This is a genomic window from Flavobacterium foetidum (genome assembly GCF_004634245.1).
Classification (GTDB): Bacteria; Bacteroidota; Bacteroidia; order Flavobacteriales; family Flavobacteriaceae; genus Flavobacterium; species Flavobacterium foetidum.
Genome location: NZ_SJTF01000001.1, coordinates 448,469 through 467,643 on the forward strand (window position 1 = coordinate 448,469; position 19,175 = coordinate 467,643).

Sequence of the window (19,175 nt, forward strand, 5' to 3'; positions counted from 1 at the left end):
TTAAACAAAAATAGAATTTATTTGTTTAACGTGAAAATGAATTTAGTGAATTGTGAATTGTGAGTTAAAAGTTATGAGTTACGACTTACGACTTTTGGCCCATAACCTATAACTCATAACTTTTACCCTTTAACCTTTTTTAATTTAAAATCAATATTTGAAATCCTGTTTTGTTTCTTATTTTTGCGAAAATAAAACCTACCCATTTTGAAAGACACTGCCAAACATCAAGGACTTCGCAATCAATTAGTAGCTACTTTAGAACAAAAAGGGATTACTGATAGAGCGGTTTTGGATGCGATAAAAAAAATCCCAAGACACCTTTTTTTGAATTCTAGTTTTGAAGATTTCGCTTATCAGGATAAGGCTTTTCCGATTGGTGCAGGTCAGACCATTTCTCAGCCTTATACAGTGGCTTTTCAGTCGCAATTGCTTGAAGTTAAGAAAGACCACAAAATTTTAGAAATCGGTACAGGTTCTGGTTATCAGACTGCCGTTTTGTTTATGCTCGGCGCTAAAGTATATACCGTTGAAAGACAGAGTGAACTGTTTAAAACAACATCGAATCTTTTTCCGAAACTGAACATCCGCCCCAAACATGTCACTTTTGGAGACGGTTACAAAGGATTGCCAAATTTCGCTCCTTTTGACAGTATTATAGTCACGGCAGGTGCACCGTTTATTCCTCAGCCATTAATGGCGCAATTAAAAATAGGAGGAAGATTGGTTATTCCGTTGGGAGAAGATGTGCAGATTATGACCTTATTGATCAGAAAGAATGAAACCCAATTTGAAAAACATGAGTTTGGAGAATTCCGATTTGTTCCTTTATTAGAAGATAAAAATTAGAAGTAAAGCCCGTTTCAAGCGGGCTTTTTTTATTGTGTAAGAATTGAGATATATCTTTCCAGGCTTTCTTTTTCTTTTTGAGCAATAAACAGAAAGAAATCTTCTTTGTCTTTTTTGGTTTGAGCAATTTCTAAAGACTGGTAATATTGCATTCGAGTTTCGTAATCCCCTTTAATATTGGCTATAGGATAACCTTTTTGCATAAGGATTAAATTCATTATCAATCTTGAAGTTTTTCCGTTTCCATCAATAAACGGATGAATTATTGCTAATCTTTCATGCATTTCGGCAGCCAGTATAATAGGATGCAATCTGTTTTTATTGATTTCATACCAACTAAAATATCCTTCCATTTCCTGCGGAACCATTAAAGGCTGTGGAGGAATGTGACTGCTTCCTTGAATTATAGCCTGAACTTTTCTGTAACGTCCAGCATCTTCTGGAATAATACCTCTCAGAATTAGATTATGAATCGATAAAAGATCTCGTTCGTTTAAAGAATTGTTTTTATTCGCTAAATCTTTAATAAAACTAATTGCTTCTTGATGATTTATAGCTTCAAGATGTTCTCGCATACTTTTTCCAGAAATGGTCAAGCCTTCATTTATGACCATGTCAGTTTCGCGAAGTGTCATTGTATTTCCTTCAATTCTATTGCTTTCAAAAGTATATTCTAATTCTAAGGCCTGTTTTATTTTAAAGCTGTCATACTGGCGATAAGAATTTAATTTTTCTTTTAAGGCATCGATTTCTTTTAGGATTTTTTCTAAAGAAGTCGATAGTTTAAAGTTTGATACTGTTTTATTGTATTTGATTTCGTCTTCAGCAACTTTTAATGCTTTTAAAGCAAGATCATCATTACCAATTTCATAAAGAATTTTTTCTTTCAGCCAGGCAATCATTAAAGTTTCATAATCGATTTCTAAAAGCTGAGATAGTTTAATTATTTGATCTTTGGTAGGTTTTCTGGATCCCGATTCGAATTTACTGATCAATGCTTGGTCAATGTCTGCAAGTTGTGCTAATTCCCGTGTTTTTAAGCCTTTCTGTTCTCTGGCATTTTTGAGAAGTGATTTCATTTAAATGAAAAGTTTTGTCTTGACGAATTTAGTCAATTTTTATACTATGAAAAAAGCAACAAATTAAATGTTGCTTTATGGATTTTATTTTGGAGGTAAAGAACCGTCTTTTCGCATTTCTTTCACGACAGCCTGCATAATGGCATCGACCGTTTGACCTACATCTGTCACATAATCAGATTTTGTAGTTCCGGTCCAAATCAATTTGTTTTGCTTTAAAGAAAAGATATTAGTTTCTACCATATAATAGGTTGTTTCCTGATAATATCCAGGATCATAAAAAACAGGCGAATACATTCCGTACCAATTTCCGAAACCATAACCGTACATTCCTGTGTATATTCCGTCAAAACCGCCGTAATACATGCCGGTATATGTTCCTGGCACATAAGTAGTTTCTTTTTCTTTGCTTACTAGACGCATGGTAACCACACCGTCGAAATTTTCATCTTGAAGAATTTTTAACTTTTGTTCTTGAGTAAGCTGTCTGGTTGTTTCGTTTAAATATTGATAAGAAGTTTTGAATACTGGATTACTAGCGGCAATACGATTTTCAGCAATTCTTCTCGAGGCTTCGTCTTTAACCAACACGACTACCAAAACTTTTTTAAAATGTTCTTCGGCAACTGTTGTTTTCGGGTCTCGCCAACTGTTGACAATGGAAGTGTTGCTGCCACAATTTGAAAGTGACAGAATTAAAATCAAAGAAATGAAGTACTTTTTCATATTTTATAGTTATTGTTTGTAGTAAAAATAACTATAAAATTTTGATAAACAATGGTTTATCTGTTATGTGTAAGCTTAATTGTACGCTTTTTTAATTCTGTCTAAGTCACGTTTCGTGTCTTGTTCTTTTAATGATTCGCGTTTGTCGTAGTTCTTTTTCCCTTTGCAAAGACCTATTTGCAGTTTTGCGAGCCCTTTTTCGTTGGTGAATAATTTTAGCGGCACGATTGTAAGACCTTTGGTCTGTACGGCTTTAGAAAGTGTTTTTAATTCCTTTTTATTCAATAGCAATTTTCTTTCACTTCGTGATTTATGATTGAATTGATTCCCGAAAGAATATTCTTCGATATAAGTATTAATGGCAAAAAGCTCTAGATTATTAAACTCACAGAAGCTTTCGGTAATATTTGCCTTTCCCAATCTAATTGATTTGATTTCTGTTCCGGCCAGAACGATGCCTGCCGTGTAAGTATCGATAATCTCGTAATCGAATCGGGCTCTCTTGTTTAGTATATTGACAGATTTTAACATAGAATGCAAATTTAGAATAAAAAACTCCTTGTTGTCAAAGATAATTAAAGATATTTTTTAATCTATGATTTAAGTCAGGATTTAAGAGAAACCTTGAGGCTAAGTTTGTTCTATAATTTAAAATAAACTACAAAATGAAAAAAATTGTAACATTAGTAAGTATCGTATTAATGGGCTTAAATGCTAATGCTCAGGAATCTTCTCAAGGTTTAAAAGGAGCGTGGTTTGCAACCTCTCAATTTGGCTATCAGCAGACTAAAACTGCAGATGAAAAAAATACCACTTTGTCTGTACTGCCGGTAGTGGGAACTTTTATAAGTCCATCTGTTGCAGTTGGAGCAGGTGTTGGTGTCATTAACATAAAAGCAGAATCTGATGCTGGAACAGCTGCAAAAACCAATTTGCTAGTAGTACAGCCCTTGGTTAGAAAATACTGGAACGTTGCGGGATCACTATATTTCTTTGGTCAGGCGGCTATTCCGGTTATCTCAGGAAAAGAAAAAGAGAGTGATCTAAAAGTAAATCAGTTTGGATTATCTGTATCAGGAGGTTTTGACTATTTTATTACCAAAAACTTCTCAGTTGAGTTTTCATATGATTTAGCAAACTTTACTTCTACAACTATTGAACCTAAAAATGGAGAAAAAACAACTGTTACTAATTTCGGATTAGCGCATGTTGCCAATGTTGACCCTTTTTACAATACTGCATTGGCGGGAAGTAATCCGAATTTGACTTCACCGCTTTCTTTCGGATTTAAATTCTTATTCTAAAAATTTAAGGAATTGTTTGGGTCAATTCGTTAATTTTGCAAAAAAGACCGTGCTTTTTAAAGTACGGTCTTTTGGTTTATTTAAATTGTATAAAATGGAAAACAAGTCCAAAGATCCGCTTCACGGAATTACGCTTCAAAAAATTGTCGAAACTCTCGTAGATTATTACGGATTTGATACTCTGGGAGAATTGATTCCTATTAGATGTTTTACCTCGAATCCTAGCGTAAAATCAAGTCTTACTTTTTTGAGAAAAACAGATTGGGCAAGAAAAAAGGTGGAAGAATTGTATTTAAAATCGCTTCCTAAATTCGGCTGATTAGTTTAATTTGTACGAAAGCATTACTCCACCGCGATAAGGTAGCCATTCGCCGCTTTTGTTCCAATTTGGAGCATGTTCGTAACGTCCTGGGGTTCCGTCATTGTATTTACCATGATAAAATCCTTGGTGCCATCCGCCACCTACAAAAAAATCAAGCAGCAATTTGTCGCTTACTTTTAGATTATATCCGACAGTTGCACCAATTCTATAGCCAAAACCATCTTCATATTGATTACTATCCCAGTAATTCCATTTCTGTAGTTCATATCTATCAGCACCGACATGACCTCCAACATAAAATCCGTTATATTTTTCTTTAAAATGATAACGAACTTCTGGTGTTACAGTAACAAATTTCATTGGATGATTCCCATTAAAGGATTCCCAGAAAGAAGCCATTACGTCAAAACTAAAAGTTGTTTTTTCTCCAATACTGGTTTCAACTCCTATATTAGGAACTGCAACAAAGGCGGTAACACCATTAAATTTCACATAGGTCTGACTTTGGGCGTGTAGGCAGAATAAAAGAGCGATTAGGGCGGGTATTTTTTTCATAAAAAGATTTTTATACTTCAATAAGTCGGTATTTTACTTTGTTTCGGCGCAAATATAACGCTTTAATCGGGCGACTATTGTAATAAAATTCTTTTTATTGTTGATTTATGGCTATGGTTCTAGTAATGAATAGATTACTTTGTCTAAGAATTTTCCGTCCCAAAAATCAGATTCTTTAAAATGAGCTTCTTTTACAAAGCCGCATTTTTGAAGAACTTTTTCAGAAGCCGTATTTTCAGGGTCAATTACAGCTTCAATCGAATGAAGTTTCAATTCTTCAAAGCCAAATTTTATAAGTTTTTTTACTGCTTCCGTAATGATGCCTTTTCCGTGAAAATCAGGATTTAGCATATATCCAATCTCTGAACGATAATTTTCAGGTTGCATTCTGTAAAAACCGATAATCCCTAATAATTTGGGGCTACCTTTAAGCCTTATTCCCCAGTTTATGCAAATGTTTTCCTCAATTTTATCATTGATCATTTTTATATGTTCCAAAGCGCCTTCGTGATTTGTTACCAAAGGCCTCGGAATATATTTCATGGTTTCTGGATTAGAGCGCAGTTGGAAAACTTCTTTTACATCAGAATCTGTAACCCTGTCTAATAGTAAACGCTCTGTTTCTACTACAGGAAATGGAGTAAAATTAAATTCTAACATGTCTTTGTTTGTGCTATTGTAATACTAAATTTCGCAGCAAAATCTTTTTCTGCCTCAAGAATCAAAATTCCTTCTTTTTCGTATAAATTCCCTGAATTTTCATCGGTATCGGAGTAACCTAGCCAAGGTTCGATGCAAACAAATGGGGCATTTTCTTTTGTCCATATTCCTAAACTCGGAAAATCGTTAAAATCTACTTTTACGTAAGGTGCTTGATTTTTTAGGATGGTTAGTGATTTTGAATCTAAAGTTTTAAAAATCAAAGCATCATTTTTAAAAAGTTCGTAGTTTAATGGAATTATGCTATTTGTGGTTTCTAAAATTTTGGTTTTAGATGAAATTAAATCGTTTTCAAGCAAGTAATATTTGAGTTCTTCTTCTTTTTCAAATTTAAATGCATAATCTTCAAATTTATCAGGTAATGCAATCGCGGGATGGGCACCTATAGAAAAAGGCATTTTTTCAGTTCCTTTATTGAATACTTTGTATTCTATATCCAATGAATTTTCATTAAGCGTATATATCAACTGCAACTCAAACTCAAAAGGGTATTTTGGTAAGGTTTCTGTCGAAGATTTTAGTGAGAAGACAGCTCTGTTTTCAGTTTTTTCAACGAGTTCAAAATCCATATCACGAGCAAAACCATGACGAGGCAATTGATATTCGTTGTTGTTGATCGTATAAGTGTTGTTTTTTAAAGTACCAACAATCGGAAACAGAACAGGTGAGTGCTTTCCCCAAAAATCAGGATTTCCTTCCCAGATATATTCTTTGTTTTGTTTATCTTTTATAGAAAATAATTCAGCTCCAGCATGTTTTATAGAAGCTGTTAATAGTGAATTTGAGATTGTTGTATTCAAAATAAGATGTTTATAGAGAAATTAGTTTTAGAGTGATGTAAATATATTTTATAAATTTTATTTTTTTAGGAAAATCGCTTAATTTATTTTATTTATAAAATTTTACTAAAATTGAATTTAAGTTTTGATGTTTCTCTGTAAATAGCTTTTTTTTTCATTAATTTGCTACATAAACAGCTAAAAAATATGAAAAATAATTCTCTAAAAGCCTTATTGACCGTGGCTTTGTTTGCAGGGATTTCTTTTGCGTCTGCACAACAGACACCATCGGTTACTGCAGGAAGTCCCGTAAACAATTACGATTATCATGATGCATTTGCACCTAATTTTTATACAAAAAACGGAACTTCTACAAGAACGGCAAGTGGACAGCCGGGAGTAGATTACTGGCAGAACAGGGCCGATTATGTAATTACGGCAAAACTTAACAATGCCACAAACGAAATTGTGGGTACAGACGAAATCACGTATACTAATAATAGTCCAGACAAATTATCGTTTCTGTGGTTGTATTTAGATCAGAACTTATTTAAAGATGATTCTCGCGGAAATGCAGTAGTGCCCTTGACAGGAAGCCGAAACGGCGCTCAAGGCCAAATTTTTGACGGAGGAAACAAAATTAAATCGGTCAAGGTAATTTCTGTTGGAAAAAAGAGAACAGAAGTTGAGGCAAAATATATAGTTACAGACACCAGAATGCAGGTTTTTCTTCCTGAAGAATTAGCGGCAAAAGGAGCTTCTGTGAAAATTAGAATCGAATTTTCATTCATTGCGCCATTTGAGGGATCGGATAGAATGGGGGTTTTGGAAACTAAAAACGGAAAAATATTCACGATTGCGCAATGGTATCCGCGTATGTGCGTTTACGATGATGTTAGAGGCTGGAATACAGCACCTTATTTAGGCGCTTCTGAGTTTTATTTGGAGTACGGAAATTTTGATGTAAAAATCACCGCTCCAGCCAACCATTATGTAGTTGGATCTGGAGAATTGGTAAACGGGGCAGAAGTTTTTTCTGCAGAACAATTTAAGCGTTATAAAGACGCACAGCAAAGCGATAAAACGGTTATGATTCGCTCAGCTGAAGAAGTTGCGGCAACAGCAAATTCTAATGCAACAGCTGAAAAAACATGGCATTACAGAATTACAAATGCAAGAGATTTTTCATGGGCATCTTCTCCGGCCTTTATTTTAGATGGCGCAAAAATTAATCTTCCAAGCGGTAAAAAATCATTGGCGTTATCGGCGTATCCAGTAGAAAGTTCAGGAAACGATGCTTGGGGCCGTTCGACGGAATATGTAAAAGGCTCAATTGAAAATTATTCAAAAAGATGGTTAGAATATCCTTATCCAGCTGCAACCAACGTAGCAGGAAATGAAGGCGGAATGGAGTACCCTGGAATTGTTTTCTGTGGATGGAAGTCTAAAGGAGATGATTTATGGGGAGTTACAGATCACGAGTTCGGACATATTTGGTTCCCGATGATTGTTGGTTCAAACGAACGTTATTTTGCTTGGATGGATGAAGGTTTTAATACTTTTATTAATTCGGTGAGTTCTGTTGATTTTAATAATGGAGAATACAAACACCAGCCAGAAGATCTTCACGAATATGCAGAATACTATACAAGTACAAAGTTAGAAACAGTAATGAGTTCTCCTGATAACATGAAGGAGGCCAATATTGGGGTTTTATGTTATGCTAAGCCAAGCGCGGGTCTTGTGATGTTGAGAGAGCAGATTTTAGGACAAGAACGTTTTGATAAGGCACTGCGCACTTATATAGAGCGTTGGGCATACAAACACCCAACTCCAGATGATTTCTTTAGAACAATAGAAAATGTCGCAGGAGAAGATTTAAGCTGGTTCTGGAGAAGCTGGTTTGTAAACAACTGGCGTTTTGATCAAGGTATTAATTCTATTAAATACGTAAAAAATGATCCTTCGAAAGGAGTTGTCATTACCGTTGAGAATTTTGATAAAATTCCAATGCCGATTGTTTTGGATGTAAAAACGAAAAGCGGGAAAGTGACGCGAGTTAAACTTCCTGTAGAAATCTGGCAACGTAATAAATCATGGTCTTTCAAGCATAATTCGACAGAAGAGATTGAAAGCATTACTTTAGATCCCGATCATGTTTTTCCAGATTATAATGAAAGCAACAATGTTTGGACAGCTGGAAAAGGAAAGGTTGAAAAAGATCTTATATTAGATCCGTATTTAGGTCATTTTGTTGCCTCGAAATCGGCTTTAACCATTGAAATGACCGAAAAAAATAGTGTGCTGAATGCTGAGCTTCCAAACTATCCAAAATTTGCCCTAGACCCAGTTGCGGGCGAAAAAGATACATTCGAATCTCCGAGAGCGGGATTAAAATTTAAATTTAACGAAGCTAAAACTGGTTTTGATATGACGATTTTAGGAAATGGCCAAGTAATGCAGTTTACTAAAAAATAATAAATCAATAATAAATGTTTAAGAACCCGGTAGTTATTAGCTATCGGGTTTTGTTTTTGTTTCAGGTTTCAGGTTTCAGGTTTCAAGTTTCAGGTTTCATGTTTCAAGTTTCAGGTGTAGGGTGCTGATTGAAAGGTTCAGAACCTTAGTGACTTAGCACCTTAGCACCTCCAAAAAACAAACATTGCATTAAAAAAATGTTAGAAATTCATTTTTTTGTTTGTTGAATTAAAAAATAATGTACTTTTGCACCGATGAATAAAACAAGTTTACATATAACTTCTTTGTCACGGACAATCTCACCAGGTACTTCTCCCGAAGTACGGATGCTATCTATATAGTATTCATTGAGTTTTTAGCCCGTATATTTATTCATATCCATTTTTCATTTTGAAATCACATAATTTGTCCATTGGACAAACACATCCTAAAAGTATTTATTATTTTGTAAATTTTCTTAATCAAGTTTTTGATTTTGAGAATGTTACTTCTGTTTTGCTTAATTTTATTGGATTCAATTCTGGATTTCAAGCCAAACAATATTCTTTTATTTTTAACACTAAACTTCAATTATTGAAATGAAGATCTCTATTGTTGTTACCCAGGAAGAACACTTCAAATTCGCACAAGAAATCTGCGATACGATAGAATCATCTGCCTTGTTGAGAGGTACGGGGATTGCTAAAAGAACTCCTGAGTATATTCAGAAAAAAATGTCGAATGGTGATGCAATGATTGCTCTGGCAGACGGGAAATTTGCAGGTTTTTGTTATATCGAAAGCTGGGAACACGGAAAATTCGTGGCGCATTCAGGATTAATTGTGCATCCTGACTACAGAAGTTTAGGTTTGGCAAAAAAAATCAAATCGAAAGTTTTTGACTATTCTTTAAAAAGATATCCGAACGCTAAAATATTCGGAATTACGACTGGTTTAGCAGTTATGAAAATTAACTCTGAATTAGGATATAAGCCGGTTCCGTTTTCAGAATTGACAACCGACCCAAGTTTCTGGGCTGGCTGTAAAACTTGTACCAATTTCCCAATCTTGCAAAGCAAAGAAAACAAAATGTGTCTTTGCACCGGAATGTTATACGACCCTAAAGAAAAACAAAAAACACCGCCAAGACATCCTTTTAATGAGGCTGTTTTAAGCAGACTTAAAAAAATTAAACAGGCTTTATTCTTAAACAAAATAGTGTCATTTATTTTTTTATTCAAAATTTAATCAAAAAGAAATCTCAAACTGCTACATACGAAAGTATTAGCCTAAATTATAAAAAATGAAAAAAGTAGTATTAGCTTATAGCGGAGGATTAGATACCTCGTATTGTTTGAAATATTTAAAAAATGAAAAAGGTTATGAAGTTCATACCGTTCTTGTTGATACAGGAGGATTTAGCGCAGAAGAATTATCAGCAATCGAAAAAAGAGCGTACGAGTTAGGAAGTGCGCAACACGCCAACTTAACGATTTTAGATAAATATTACGATAAAGCTATTAAATACTTGATTTTCGGAAATGTATTGAAAAACAATACGTATCCGTTATCAGTAAGTGCTGAACGTGTTTTTCAGGCAATTGAAGCTATAAAATATGCTAAAAAAGTAGGAGCAACGGCTATTGCTCATGGAAGTACTGGTGCAGGAAATGACCAAATTCGTTTCGATTTAATTTTCCAGACTATTGCTCCAGAAATCGAAATTATTACTCCAATTAGAGATTTAAAATTGTCAAGACAAGAAGAAGTAGATTATTTGGCTCAAAACGGAGTTCACTATTCTTGGGAAAAAGCACAATATTCTATTAATAAAGGACTTTGGGGAACAAGTGTTGGAGGAAAAGAAACTCTAACTTCAGGTCAGCCATTGCCAAGTGAAGCTTATCCATCGCAATTGCAAAAAGAAGGAGAAGAAAAAGTAACGCTTCATTTTGAACAAGGAGAATTAGTTGGTTTAAACGGAAAAACAGATAAACCATCAAATAATATTGTTGCCCTTGAAAAGCTAGCAAGCGCTTACGCAATTGGTAGAGATATTCACGTTGGTGATACGATTATCGGAATTAAAGGAAGAGTTGGTTTTGAAGCCGCTGCACCATTAATTATCATCAAAGCACACCATTTACTAGAGAAACACACTCTTGGGAAATGGCAACAATACTGGAAAGAGCAATTAGGAAACTGGTACGGAATGTTATTCCACGAAGGTCAGTTCTTAGACCCAGTTATGAGAAATATTGAAACTTTCCTTCAGGATACTCAAAAAACAGTAAACGGAACAGTAACCGTTTCATTAAAACCATATCATTTCTCATTGGACGGAATCGAATCTGAAAATGATTTGATGAACACTGGTTTCGGTCAGTATGGAGAAATGAACAATGCTTGGACATCAGACGATGCAAAAGGATTTATCAAGATTTTAGGAAATGCACAAAACATATTCTCATCTGTAAACAAATTAGACCATGATTAATGTCGGAATTATTGGTGGTTCGGGCTACACGGCCGGAGAACTCATCAGAATTTTAATGTATCATCCCAATGTAAACATCGATTTTGTTTACAGTACGACAAACGCTGGAAAACCACTTTCTGTAGCGCACCACGATTTGATGGGCGATATTGAAATGAATTTCACAGCCGAAATCAATCCGAATGTAAATGTTGTTTTCTTGTGTTTAGGTCACGGAAAATCGATTTCATTTTTGAAAGAAAATCAGTTCGCGAGTCATACTAAAATCATCGATTTAGGAAATGATTTCAGATTGAATAAAGACGCGCATTTCGAAGGAAAAGATTTTGTTTACGGTTTGCCTGAAATCAATAAAGCCGAAATCAAAAAGACAAATTATATAGCCAATCCAGGTTGTTTTGCAACTGCTATTCAGTTGGCTTTACTGCCTTTAGCAAAACATAATTTGTTGAATAATGATGTTCATATTAATGCTACAACAGGAAGCACAGGAGCAGGAGTAAGTCTTTCTGAAACTTCTCACTTCAGCTGGAGAAACAATAATATGTCGCATTACAAAGCTTTTGAACACCAACATTTAGGTGAAATTTCAGAAAGTCTGGTTCAGTTGCAGGATGATTTTGACAGCGAATTGCTTTTTATTCCGAACAGAGGAGATTTTCCAAGAGGAATTTTTGCAACGCTTTACACATTGTGCGATGACAGTTTGGAGCAATTAGTTGAAAAATACGAAGAGTTCTATAAAAACGAGCCTTTCGTAACCGTTACCACAACAAACATCAACATGAAACAAGTGGTGCAAACGAATAAATGTATTATTAGTTTATTGAAAAAAGGAAACCGGGTTCTCATAACATCAATTATAGATAACTTAACCAAAGGTGCTTCAGGACAAGCAATTCAAAATATGAATTTAATGTTCGGATTAGAAGAAACCACAGGTTTACATTTGAAACCAAGCGGATTTTAATTTAAAAAAAGTTATGAGTTATAGGTTATTGGTTAAGCGTTATATAACTGCTTGTATTTAAAAACTTCTAACTCCTATTTATAAATAACTTTTTCCAGAGTTAAAAAGTTACAAGCAGTTTAAAATCTGCTAAATAACTCTTAACTCCTAACAAATAACCTTTTAACTTTAAAAAGATGAACTTATTCAACGTTTACCCATTATACGACATCACTCCAGTAAAAGCAGTAGATTGTACAATTATTGACGACAAAGGAGTAGAATATTTAGATTTATACAGCGGACATGGTGTGATTTCTATCGGGCACACACAGCCGGATTATGTAGCAAAATTGAAGAATCAGATAGATAACTTAGGATTTTATTCTAATGCCATTCAGAATCCTTTGCAGGTGGAATTGGCGCAGAAATTAGGAAAACTTTCCGGTCTTGAAGATTACGAATTGTTTTTATGCAGTTCAGGAGCTGAAGCAAACGAAAATGCTTTAAAATTAGCTTCTTTCCATAATGGAAAATCAAGAGTGGTGGCTTTTCATAACTCTTTCCACGGAAGAACTTCTGCAGCCGTTGCCGTTACAGATAACAAGAAAATTGTTGCGCCAATAAATGCACAACAGGAAGTAACATTTTTACCTTTAAACCAAATCGAATTGGTTGAAGCTGAATTAGCAAAAGGAGATGTTACAGCAGTAATTATCGAAGGAATTCAAGGAGTTGGAGGTTTAGACCAAGGAACAACGGAGTTTTTCCAAGCTTTAGAGAAAGCATGTAAAAAACATGATGCGGTTTTGATTTTAGATGAAGTACAATCTGGATACGGAAGAAGCGGGAAATTTTTCGCTTTCCAACATCACGGAATCAACGCTGATATTATTTCGGTTGCAAAAGGAATGGGGAACGGTTTTCCTGTTGGAGCCATTTTAATTTCTCCAAAATTCGAAGCAAGTTTCGGATTATTAGGAACAACTTTCGGCGGAAGCCACTTGTCTTGTGCCGCTGGAATTGCAGTTTTAGATGTAATTGAAAAACTGGATTTACAGAAAAATGTAAATGAAGTTTACGAATATTTCTTAGAAAAAATCAAAGAAGTTGAGGGAATCAAACAAATAAAAGGAAAGGGCTTGATGCTTGGTGTAGAGTTTGATTTTGATGTAGCAGCTTTAAGAAAGAAATTAATCATCGAAAAACACATTTTTACAGGAAGCGCCAACAACAAAAATCTGTTAAGAATTTTACCGCCGTTGACTGTGAAAAAAGCAGATATCGATACGTTTGTAAAAGCTTTAAAAGAAAGTTTGGAGGAATTAAAGAACTAACACACAAGTAAGTATCCTAACAGGTTTCCAAAACCTGTTAGGTATTTAGTAGAAAGCAACCTTGGAAATATTTCAAGAATTAAACCTAACAGGTTTTTAAAACCTGTTAGGATAAATAACGTTTCGATAAAAGAAACAACCAAAAAACAACCAACCAACTAGAAATTATGAATCCATTATCAATTGAAAAACGCAATCTCGTGCTGCGGACTATGGCAAAGCTGGTCGAACAGGAGCGGAATCAGATAATTTTGACCAATCAAGAAGATTTATCAGATTACGACGGCTCAGATTTAGCGATGGAAGAACGTCTGAAAGTAGATGATAAAAAAGTCGACGAAATGATTTTATCATTGAATCAGTTAGCTTCTCAGGAAGACCCCGTTGGCGTTGAGCGTTTTCATTTTACTCATGATAATGGAATAAAAGTGGTGAATAAAACAGCCGCTTTCGGAACGATTTTAATTATTTACGAATCTCGCCCAGACGTTACCATCGAAGCAGGCGGAATTGCTTTTAAATCCGGAAATAAGATATTATTAAAAGGAGGAAAAGAGTCTTTAAAATCAAACTTAAAAATAGTAAGTCTTTGGCATAAAGCTTTAGAAGAAAATGGAGTTTCAAAAGACTGGGTGGAATATCTGAATTATAACAGAACAGAAACCCAGGCTTTTTTAGAAAAACCAACTCAAAAAGTCGATTTAATAGTTCCGAGAGGTGGAGAAAAACTTATTGAATTTGTAAAAGCACATGCCACTTGTCCCGTAATTGTAAGCGGACGCGGAAATAATTTTGTTTATGTTCATGAAGATGCTGATACAGATTTGGCTTTAAAAGTAATTTTAAATGCTAAAACTGCTAAAATTTCGGCTTGTAATGCATTAGATAAAGTTTTGATAAGTTCCAAGTTGCCAAATTTTGAAGGTTTTACAGCAATGTTAATCGAAGCTTTAATTGAGGCCAAAGTGGAAGTTATTGTCGATAAATCATTAGAGAATTTTGAAAATACTAAAACCCTTGAAAATGAAGATATTTGGTATGAAGAATTTCTGGATTATAAAATCGTAATCGGAACAATTGATTCTCAGCAAAATGCTATCGAAAAAATCAACAAATATTGCGGCGGACATTCGGCAGCAATTATTTCAAGAGATAACGAAGTAGCACAGCAGTTTATGGAATCAATAGATGTTGCAGCGGTTTACCAAAATGCATCAACCCGATTTACAGACGGCGGACAATTCGGTCTTGGCGGAGAATTAGCGATAAGCACCGATAAATTGCACCAAAGAGGGCCAATTGGACTTCAACATCTCGTAACAAACAAATGGTACGTGTATGGAGAAGGACAGATTCGATAATTGAGATAATTTGAAAATTGAGGCAATTAGATAATTAATAATTAGAATTTAAGATTTGGTTTGCCACGAATTACACTAATTCGCACAAATTATTTTTTATTAAGATGCTGAATAAATTAGCGTCAATTTGTGTAATTCGTGGCAAAAAAAACATAAAAACTTAGTGCCTTAGCGCCTTCGTGGCAAAAACAAAAGACATGGCAAAAAAACGGATTTTATTAAAAATAGGAAGTAATACTTTAACCAAAGAAACCAATCACATTTCGCGGGGAAAGATTGAAGATCTTGGAGTTCAGATTGCGGCTTTAAACGACGAATATGAATTTATCATAGTAAGTTCAGGAGCCATTGCGGCAGCAAAACAATTTGTAAAACTGGATAATCAAGATAAAGATGTTTTTGTAAAGCAAGCTTTAGCTTCAATCGGACAGCCACATTTAATGCGGATTTACAATGAGAATTTCAAAGATTTAGGCTTAAATACATCGCAGTGTTTACTTTCTTATTCGGATTTTGAAAAAGAGCAGACCAAAAAGAATATTGTAAATACGATTAATGTATTGGTTAAAAATAATTACATTCCCATTATCAATGAAAATGATACCGTTGCAACAGATGAGATTCGGTTTGGAGATAATGACAAATTAGCGGCTTTAACAGCGGTTCTTTTAAATGTTGATATTCTGATTATTGCAACCAATACAAATGGAATTTACACAAAAGAATCTATTCATGATGAAGTTCCTCAAACAATTAAATTGGTAAATGATTTAAAATCGCTCGAAAAAGAAATCGGCGACTCAAAATCATCACATGGAACAGGAGGGATGCAATCTAAAATTGAAGCAGCAGGAATTGCAAAAGCAGCCAACATCGAAACCTGGATTGTCAACGGACTGAATGATAATTTTATTCTGCGGGCATTGAAAGACGAAATTCCATTTACAAAAATAATCTAATGAGTCAATTAGAAAATTAGTCAATTAGATAATGACAGAATTATCCAATTTTCTAATTATCACATTATCTAAATTAAAAAGAAAACAAATGAACTACATCTCAATAAAAGAAATCAACTCATTATCAAAATGGGTAAAACAAGCGCTTAAAATCAAAAAGAATCCGCTTAAAAATCAGAGTTTAGGAAAGAATAAAACTCTTGGAATGTTATTCTTCAATCCAAGTTTAAGAACGCGTTTGAGTACTCAAAAAGCGGCTATGAATTTAGGAATGAACGTTATGGTAATGAATTTTACCAACGAAGGATGGACATTGGAATTCGAAGACGGAGCTGTAATGAATTCTGGAGCATCAGAACATATTAAAGAAGCGGCAGAAGTAGTTTCACAATACTGTGATATTATTGCAATCCGTGCTTTTGCAGGTTTGGTTGATAAAGAAAAAGATTATCAAGAAACTGTAATTTCAGGATTTTTGAAATACGCTACAGTGCCAATTGTAAACATGGAAAGTGCTATACGTCACCCATTGCAATCTTTGGCAGATGCTATTACGATGGAAGAATTCAAACCAAGACACAAAAACAAACCAAAAGTAGTTCTTTCGTGGGCGCCACATCCGAAAGCGTTGCCACAGGCAGTTGCCAATTCATTCGTAGAAATGATGCAGATGCAGAAAGATATGGATTTTGTAATCACACATCCAGAAGGTTACGAGTTAAGTCCAGAAATTACACAAGACTGCAAAATCGAATACGACCAAGATAAAGCTTTCGAAAATGCCGATTTCGTTTACGTAAAAAACTGGAGTAATTTCAACGATTACGGAAAAGTAACCAACAGTGATCCAAATTGGACAGTAACAGCTGAAAAAATGGCTTTAACCAACAACGGAAAATTCATGCACTGTCTTCCTGTTCGTCGTAACGTGATTGTAAGCGATGAAGTTTTGGATGGAGAAAATTCAATCGTAATCGAGCAAGCGAATAATAGAACGTATTCAGCACAATTAGTTTTACAAAAGATTCTTAAAAAAATATAATTTTTGAGGTACTAAGGTTCTAAGTTTCTGAGATACTAAGAAACGATGAGCAAAAACCTTAGTTCCTTAGAACCTTAGCAACTTAGAACCTCATGGAAGTTACCGTAATCAAAATAGGTGGAAACATCATCGATAATCCAACAGAACTTGAACAATTTTTAACTGATTTTTCTAAAATTGAAGGCTATAAAATATTGGTTCACGGCGGTGGAAAATCGGCTACGAAAATGGCGCAGAGTATTGGCTTGGTGCCACAAATGATTGATGGACGCCGAATTACAGATGCTCCAATGCTTGATGTTGTCGTGATGATTTATGCAGGGCAAATCAACAAACATATTGTAGCGCAATTGCAGGCTAAAGACAATAACGCCATTGGTTTCTCAGGTGCAGATGGAAACTTGATTCAGTCCACAAAAAGAAACCACCCAACAATCGATTACGGATTTGTAGGCGATGTAAAACAAGTCAACACCAAGTTATTAGCTACTTTATTAGAAGCTGGAGTTGTTCCCGTTTTCTGTGCCATCACACATGATAAAAACGGACAATTATTAAACACCAATGCTGATACAATTGCAAGTGAATTATCAATTGCTTTATCTGAAGTTTTTGATGTTACGCTGACGTATTGTTTTGAGAAACAAGGTGTTTTGATGGATTCGGAAGACGATTCGTCTGTAATTACTAAAATCAATGAAACATTATACAATAAACTAAAAGAAGAAAAAGTAATCCATTCCGGAATGATTCCAAAACTGGATAACTGTTTCAATAGTTTATCAAGAGGTGTGCAGAAAATCAAAATTGGACATCACAGAATGCTCCAAAATTCAGATATTCCGCATACAACGATTACGTTGTAAAGATATAGCCACGAATTACACGAATTGACACTAATTTTTTTCTGTTTAAAAAAGAGAAAATAATTTTTAAAATACATGAAAAAGTTCATTTTGATTTTAAATCTGTGACAAAAAGATAATTTGTGAAAATCCGTGTAATTAGTGGCAAAAAAACAAGACTGAGCAGTGCTTTTAAATATTAATTTAAGAAATTTGCGCAAATTAAAAATGTCGCATATTATATAGTTAAGAAAGTAAAAGCTTAAAAAAACTTAGCGACTTAGCGCCTTTGCGGCAAGAGCACAACAAAATGAAAAATATAGATACGCTTACCCAGGAAGCAATTAGTTTATTAAAAAGCCTAATCGAAACCCCTTCATTTTCAAGCGAAGAAGACCAAACGGCTCTTTTAATCGAAAATTGGTTCAATCAGAATGAAATTCCATTCCAGAGAGAAAACAACAATGTGTGGGCTTTCAACAAATATTTCGACGAAAACAAACCAACACTTTTACTAAACTCACATCACGATACCGTACGACCAAATCAGGCGTATACCAACGATCCGTTCAAAGCAATTGAAAAAGACGGAAAACTATTCGGATTAGGAAGTAATGACGCAGGAGGGTGTTTAGTTTCGTTATTAGCAACTTTTGTACATTTCTACGAAAATAAAAACCTTTCTCACAATATTGTGATTGTAGCTTCTGCCGAAGAAGAAAGCAGTGGTAAAAACGGTTTAAACAGTGTTTTAAAACATTTACCAGAACTAGACTGTGCAATTGTTGGAGAACCAACTTTAATGCAATTGGCAGTAGCCGAAAAAGGACTTTTAGTTTTAGATGTAAAAGTAAAAGGAACTGCAAGCCACGCTGCGCATCAAAACGATGATAACGCTTTATACAAATCAATTCCGGTAATGGAATGGTTTAAAAACTATAAATTCGACAAAATCTCTGATGTTTTAGGTCCTGTAAAAATGACCGTAACACAGATTAATGCTGGAAAACAGCATAATGTTGTACCATCAGAATGTGATTTGGTTGTGGATATTCGTGTAACAGACCGTTATACCAATGCCGAAATCTTGGAAGTGGTAAAAGCAAATGTAAATGCCGAAGTAACGCCAAGATCAATGCATTTAAATGCTTCGTCAATTCCAGTTGCCCACGGTTTGGTTCAGGCCGGAATTGCCTTGGGAAGAACGACTTATGGTTCGCCAACGCTTTCAGACCAATCCGTTTTAAGCTGTCAGTCTTTGAAATTAGGCCCAGGAGAAACATTGCGTTCGCATTCTGCAGACGAATTTATTTTTGTAAATGAAATTGTAGAAGGAGTCGATTTGTACATCAAAATACTAACCGATTTCTTTAAATTATAATATTTTGGTTTATT

At 34.6% G+C, this 19,175-nt stretch carries 19 protein-coding genes; 13 read left to right on the forward strand and 6 right to left on the reverse strand.

Annotation, left to right across the window (positions count from 1 at the left end; translation table 11 throughout):
* Window positions 1–207 precede the first annotated feature (207 nt).
* Window positions 208–849: a protein-L-isoaspartate(D-aspartate) O-methyltransferase gene (locus E0W73_RS01940; RefSeq protein ID WP_135220400.1), complete on the forward strand. Its 642-nt coding sequence runs from the start codon at window positions 208–210 to the stop codon at window positions 847–849.
* Window positions 850–878: 29 nt separating this feature from the next.
* Here the strand turns inward: E0W73_RS01940 and E0W73_RS01945 are convergent, their stop codons facing one another.
* The 3 genes from E0W73_RS01945 to smpB all read right to left on the reverse strand — a co-directional run bounded on the left by E0W73_RS01945 (window position 879) and on the right by smpB (window position 3,185).
* Complete coding sequence (locus E0W73_RS01945; RefSeq protein WP_135220401.1) at window positions 879–1,928, reverse strand: Fic family protein; 1,050 nt, start codon at window positions 1,926–1,928, stop codon at window positions 879–881.
* Window positions 1,929–2,012: 84 nt separating this feature from the next.
* Complete coding sequence (locus tag E0W73_RS01950; protein WP_135220402.1) at window positions 2,013–2,654, reverse strand: DUF4136 domain-containing protein; 642 nt, start codon at window positions 2,652–2,654, stop codon at window positions 2,013–2,015.
* 75 nt (window positions 2,655–2,729) lie between these two features.
* Window positions 2,730–3,185, reverse strand: coding sequence for an SsrA-binding protein SmpB (smpB, locus tag E0W73_RS01955; RefSeq protein ID WP_135220403.1), 456 nt, complete (start codon window positions 3,183–3,185; stop codon window positions 2,730–2,732).
* Between the two features lie 134 nt (window positions 3,186–3,319).
* On the opposite strand from smpB, the gene E0W73_RS01960 reads away from it, so the two are divergent.
* Entirely contained in the window at window positions 3,320–3,958 is a 639-nt protein-coding gene (locus E0W73_RS01960) for an outer membrane beta-barrel protein (RefSeq protein ID WP_135220404.1), read from the forward strand.
* Window positions 3,959–4,052: 94 nt separating this feature from the next.
* Window positions 4,053–4,277: a VF530 family protein gene (locus tag E0W73_RS01965; RefSeq protein WP_135220405.1), complete on the forward strand. Its 225-nt coding sequence runs from the start codon at window positions 4,053–4,055 to the stop codon at window positions 4,275–4,277.
* Here E0W73_RS01965 and E0W73_RS01970 read toward each other — a convergent pair whose 3' ends face one another.
* The 3 genes from E0W73_RS01970 to E0W73_RS01980 form a co-directional block, all read right to left on the reverse strand.
* A complete protein-coding gene (locus E0W73_RS01970) occupies window positions 4,278–4,835 on the reverse strand; it encodes a DUF3575 domain-containing protein (RefSeq protein ID WP_135220406.1) in 558 nt (185 codons plus the stop codon). It abuts the gene before it with no gap.
* Between the two features lie 111 nt (window positions 4,836–4,946).
* Entirely contained in the window at window positions 4,947–5,495 is a 549-nt protein-coding gene (locus tag E0W73_RS01975) for a GNAT family N-acetyltransferase (RefSeq protein WP_135220407.1), read from the reverse strand.
* Window positions 5,489–6,355: an aldose 1-epimerase family protein gene (locus tag E0W73_RS01980; RefSeq protein ID WP_135220408.1), complete on the reverse strand. Its 867-nt coding sequence runs from the start codon at window positions 6,353–6,355 to the stop codon at window positions 5,489–5,491. The genes E0W73_RS01975 and E0W73_RS01980 overlap by 7 nt, the downstream gene beginning before the upstream one ends.
* Before the next feature lie 186 nt (window positions 6,356–6,541).
* Between E0W73_RS01980 and E0W73_RS01985 the strand changes: the two genes are divergently transcribed.
* The 10 genes from E0W73_RS01985 (at window position 6,542) to E0W73_RS02030 (ending at window position 19,161) form a co-directional block, all read left to right on the forward strand.
* Window positions 6,542–8,812: a M1 family metallopeptidase gene (locus tag E0W73_RS01985; RefSeq protein ID WP_135220409.1), complete on the forward strand. Its 2,271-nt coding sequence runs from the start codon at window positions 6,542–6,544 to the stop codon at window positions 8,810–8,812.
* Window positions 8,813–9,390: 578 nt separating this feature from the next.
* On the forward strand, window positions 9,391–10,038 hold the full coding sequence (locus tag E0W73_RS01990; protein WP_135220410.1) for a GNAT family N-acetyltransferase: 648 nt from the start codon (window positions 9,391–9,393) through the stop codon (window positions 10,036–10,038).
* A 55-nt stretch (window positions 10,039–10,093) separates the two neighbouring features.
* The gene (locus E0W73_RS01995) at window positions 10,094–11,287 is read left to right on the forward strand and encodes an argininosuccinate synthase (protein WP_095927668.1); all 1,194 of its coding nucleotides are present in this window, start codon (window positions 10,094–10,096) and stop codon (window positions 11,285–11,287) included.
* Window positions 11,280–12,257: an N-acetyl-gamma-glutamyl-phosphate reductase gene (gene argC / locus E0W73_RS02000; RefSeq protein WP_135220411.1), complete on the forward strand. Its 978-nt coding sequence runs from the start codon at window positions 11,280–11,282 to the stop codon at window positions 12,255–12,257. Before E0W73_RS01995 ends, argC begins: the two co-directional genes overlap by 8 nt.
* Before the next feature lie 176 nt (window positions 12,258–12,433).
* Entirely contained in the window at window positions 12,434–13,573 is a 1,140-nt protein-coding gene (locus E0W73_RS02005) for an aspartate aminotransferase family protein (RefSeq protein WP_135220412.1), read from the forward strand.
* 167 nt (window positions 13,574–13,740) lie between these two features.
* The gene (locus tag E0W73_RS02010; protein ID WP_244248412.1) at window positions 13,741–14,934 is read left to right on the forward strand and encodes a glutamate-5-semialdehyde dehydrogenase; all 1,194 of its coding nucleotides are present in this window, start codon (window positions 13,741–13,743) and stop codon (window positions 14,932–14,934) included.
* A gap of 197 nt (window positions 14,935–15,131) precedes the next feature.
* The gene (gene proB / locus E0W73_RS02015; protein WP_135220414.1) at window positions 15,132–15,893 is read left to right on the forward strand and encodes a glutamate 5-kinase; all 762 of its coding nucleotides are present in this window, start codon (window positions 15,132–15,134) and stop codon (window positions 15,891–15,893) included.
* Between the two features lie 88 nt (window positions 15,894–15,981).
* Window positions 15,982–16,935, forward strand: a complete 954-nt coding sequence (locus E0W73_RS02020) for an N-acetylornithine carbamoyltransferase (RefSeq protein ID WP_135220415.1) — start codon at window positions 15,982–15,984, stop codon at window positions 16,933–16,935.
* A gap of 92 nt (window positions 16,936–17,027) precedes the next feature.
* Window positions 17,028–17,801, forward strand: coding sequence for an acetylglutamate kinase (gene argB / locus E0W73_RS02025; RefSeq protein WP_135220416.1), 774 nt, complete (start codon window positions 17,028–17,030; stop codon window positions 17,799–17,801).
* Between the two features lie 289 nt (window positions 17,802–18,090).
* Window positions 18,091–19,161 (forward strand): M20 family metallo-hydrolase, encoded by a 1,071-nt coding sequence (locus E0W73_RS02030; protein WP_135220417.1) that lies wholly within the window; start codon window positions 18,091–18,093, stop codon window positions 19,159–19,161.
* The last annotated feature ends 14 nt before the right edge of the window (window positions 19,162–19,175 follow it).